This window comes from Photorhabdus bodei (assembly GCF_003287735.1).
In the GTDB taxonomy this organism is placed as follows: domain Bacteria; phylum Pseudomonadota; class Gammaproteobacteria; order Enterobacterales; family Enterobacteriaceae; genus Photorhabdus; species Photorhabdus kayaii.
In genome coordinates, this window is the sequence record NZ_NSCM01000090.1 from 1 (window position 1) to 3,699 (window position 3,699).

Sequence of the window (3,699 nt, forward strand, 5' to 3'; positions counted from 1 at the left end):
CGGTGCAGCGCCACCAGTTTCTGGTAAACCTCCTGTAAGGTACTGTTTTTGTCACCATACTCCACCAGCACCGCGGTTTCCGGCGCGAATTCCCGGTGAATACGCGCCCGCAGGCGGTAATCCGGGGTATCACGTAACGGCTGCTGGGCTTTGGCCGGCAGCGTCTCGTCAATCTCCGGCAGACGGGTGTTGTCGCTGAGGATTTGCAGGGCGCGGCTGATGGGCTGTTCGCCGCTGATGACCTGTTCAAGGGCGCTGACGGCCTGCGGGATATCGGTGAAATCACGAATATCCAGGTTGTTCATCGCCGCGCGCCAGGTGGCCGTGTAGTCCCCCAGGTACTGCTCGGTGATTTGTCGCTGGATTTCCTTGCGGTCCGTGTCGCTGTACTGCACGTTATGCGACAGGTTCAGGACCCAGCTGTCCATGACGGTGAGGTCGATCAGCTGGTCGTCCTGTTTGACGAAGTAGTTGTTCAGGCCGTTTATCGTCAGGAACTGCGGGATAATCAGTTGTTTGTCATTATTGGCAATAAAAAGGCGGTCAAAGCCCGGGCCAATCTGGTCGCGCAGGTTGAGGGGCGGCGGCAGTGCATCCTGGGCTTTAATGCGCAGGTTCTGATAGACCCGCTGATAAATGGAGAGCTGACTCAGCTCTTTCTCGGCATTGATGAGCGGCAGTTTGTAGGGCGCGAAGCGGCTGATCGCGGCCTGATCGCCCGCCTCCCGCGCCGCCCGCCAGTCGGTGTGATCCAGGGCGTAGTCCAGGTGAGTCAGTAGCTGCGCCTGTAACGGGCGCTGGCCATTAAAAGCCTGGCTCCAGCGCGCCTGCATATAGTGTTCCACCAGCGATTTATTGCGGCCGCTGCCATCTTCCAGCATCCGCATGATGCGCAGGACGGCCAGTTTTTCTTCGCTGCCTTTGGGCGCCCGGTTGAGGTCATCCAGCAGGCCGTTCATTAAGGCGGGCAGGAAGCGCTGAGACAGCAGTTGCAGGTAGGTGTTTTCCACATACGGGCCGATTTCCGCGCCCTGATAAAGTCCCATATCCGCCAGCAGCCCTTTCTGATGGTAATCCCCGTAGGCCAGCGTGGCCTCACGGAGAGGATTGAGCAGGGGAAGCTGTAAATTGCCGTGACGGTCTTCGCCTTTGGGGGGCGGCACAGACAGGAAGGTTTTGGCCTGTGCCAGGACCTCGTCACCGGCCCGGTAGTTCTTCTGATAGTAGTAGTGCCAGCCGGTCCACAGGGCCAGCACCACCCCGGCACCCGCGGTGGAGAAGGTCAGCAGTGTGTGGCGGTGGCGGCTTAGCCACAGACGGTTTTCAGCCGCCAGATTCGGCTCGGCCAGCAGGACCTTTTCAAACAGCGCGTGGGTGAAGTAGGGCACGGTGTCCGCCACCGGCCAGGTGGGAAAAGCCTGCGGCCCGAGGTGATACTGCGCCGCGGCGGACTGGGTAAACAGGTCATCCATCTGGCCGATTTGTTTAGACGAGGTGAGATAAACCCCCCGCAGGCCGGGCTGTGCCGGACCGCCGTTGTAAAGCAGCCCCTCCAGCAGCGGCACCAGAGCGCTGTGCAGCCCCTGTATCTGGCGGGTGAAGCTGAACAGCGGGCTGCGCTGACTGATATCCACCTTATTGAGCATCATGTCCGGCATGGCCGCGTTGAGCCGCTGCATCCACTGGTGCCAGAACTGTGCCAGCTCCGCGCGCCAGCGGTGCTCATCCTGGGCATTCAGGCTGAACGTGACGCCCAGGATCTGTGCGCGCTGCGCTCTGTCCAGCGACTGGAAGGCGGCACTGAAACCGTGCAGCCGGTCGAGTTTGGTCAGCACCAGATAGAAAGGCAGAGGGTTATGCAGGGTTAACCGCAGATCCTGCAGGCGCAGGTGAAGCGCGGCAATAACCCGTTCCCGCTGCGCTTTGTTGTCGGTCAGTAAGCGGTGAATATCCACGGTCAGGATAATGCCGTTGAGCGGCTGGCGCTGGCGGTTTTCGGTCAGCCAGGCGAGCAGGGCCTGCCATAAGCGGGCGGGCAGTTGAGGTTTGGGGTCGTCCGGCGGCGATAGCTGGTCGATAAGGAAACCGTCCGGGTCAATGATGACGGCTTTCTCCCCCAGCCAGCAGCGCAGATGCAGGGGCAGGGCGTCTTCCCCGCTCAGGGTGTCCGGCGCGGCAATGTCAGTCAGCCGGTAACCTTCCTGAATCAGTGAGGTTTTGCCACTGCCGGTGTTGCCCATCACCAGGTACCAGGGGCGCTGGTAGAGATAATCCCAGGTTCCCAGATGGCGTTGCAGCCGGGCTTTCCAGTGATGGAGATAACTGTCCTGATGGGTGATGTCAGCCAGCACCGGATCGACGGTTTTCAGTTCCACCTCCAGCTTAAGCTTTTCAAGCTGGCGCAGGCGGCGCCAGATTTTTATCCCGACAAAACTCAGGGCCAGCAGGAGGATGACGACCGTCGCCAGCCAGCGGGCAGAAAGCGTTTCCAGTGGGCGGGTCTGTTTGAACTGCCAGCCGGGTCCCCACCACCACAGCCAGATAAGGGCAAGACAGGGCAGGAGGGCCAGTATCAGCGAGGCGGTGGCTTTCAGTGGCGGCAGACGCGACATCGCCGGTTTTTTGATATTTTTCAGCAGTAGAGAAAGCCAGTTCATGGGTTAACGCTCCTGTTTGCGGTCGTCTCTTTTGAGGGGGAGGTCATCGGGGCTTTTTCTGCCAGTGCCGCCAGCAGGCCGGGTTCCCAGTCGGCGAGTGACAGGTGTTGTCCTGCCTGTAGCAGCTGTCGGTAATGTTGTTGTGCCAGCGCGCTCATGCCTGCCTGTTCCAGTAACACCGCACGGCATAACTCTTTTTTTGAACATAGACAATATGGTTTCTAATTTAGCGTTCTGATTAAAAGAAAATAAATATTGATAAATGCTTATCATATTTAACATGTAATTACATTCATCATTTTCTGCTTTTTTATAATCCTCATGAAGATAAAACCTGGATACCCGATCAGAGAAAAATCATTCCAAACAATATAGTTACCTGGTATGTTTTGATCGAAAAGAAGCTTTAATGCCCTATCTTTATTATCAATAATTTCATATTTATTAAATTCTTCAATAGAACCGGATAAAAAATCCGAACTTTTAAAGAATTCAACAGGTTCCATATAAAAATTTATTATCTCACCCATATTAAATTATCCTAAAATTTTACTCCAGAGATCAAAGATGCTTTGTCTTACTTTTTAATTTACGTCTTTCCTCTGAATATTAGTGTTATACCTATCTTTGGATTTAATAATATTGCCATTCTCCATACCTTTTTTAGCTATATTTTGAATGTTAGCTACTTGTTTCGATATGGTATCAGTTGATTGATGTAGATTTATTTTATCCAGAGCATTGCATCAGTATATCCGTGATTACCTTGATGCCTTGCCATTGCACTAACCAGTCGGCGCTAGCTTACCGTGAATATTCACCACGGTAAGAAAGAAGCCAGCTGGCAGCGATTCCGGCTTTTTGCTGTTTCAGAGAGAAAACAGAATAAAATAGCTAAAATATATCCTATGTATATATTTACCATTAATCTTATATTTTTCTGTATTATTCATTTGTTTATCTTCTTATTTATTTTATATTTTTGTGATTTTAAATTATATATTTAATATATAAGGTCAACCCTGAAAAGTATTTATTTTAA

The 3,699-nt window shown here is 53.0% G+C and carries 3 protein-coding genes; all 3 read right to left on the bottom strand.

Features of this window, described 5'->3' with window-relative positions:
• On the bottom strand, window positions 1-2,657 hold a 2,657-nt coding region (gene tssM / locus CKY02_RS22365), incomplete at its 3' end, for a type VI secretion system membrane subunit TssM (protein WP_112896942.1).
• Complete coding sequence (locus CKY02_RS22370; protein ID WP_240002119.1) at window positions 2,654-2,815, bottom strand: type VI secretion system domain-containing protein; 162 nt, start codon at window positions 2,813-2,815, stop codon at window positions 2,654-2,656. The genes tssM and CKY02_RS22370, both read right to left, overlap by 4 nt.
• 117 nt (window positions 2,816-2,932) lie before the next feature.
• Complete coding sequence (locus tag CKY02_RS22375; RefSeq protein ID WP_112896943.1) at window positions 2,933-3,187, bottom strand: hypothetical protein; 255 nt, start codon at window positions 3,185-3,187, stop codon at window positions 2,933-2,935.
• Window positions 3,188-3,699: the final 512 nt, after the last annotated feature.

Coding starts and splice junctions, on each gene's coding strand:
- CKY02_RS22370 (WP_240002119.1), bottom strand. CDS start 2,815: ATGAGCGCGCTGGCACAACAACATTACCGACAGCTGCTACAGGCAGGA.
- CKY02_RS22375 (WP_112896943.1), bottom strand. CDS start 3,187: ATGGGTGAGATAATAAATTTTTATATGGAACCTGTTGAATTCTTTAAA.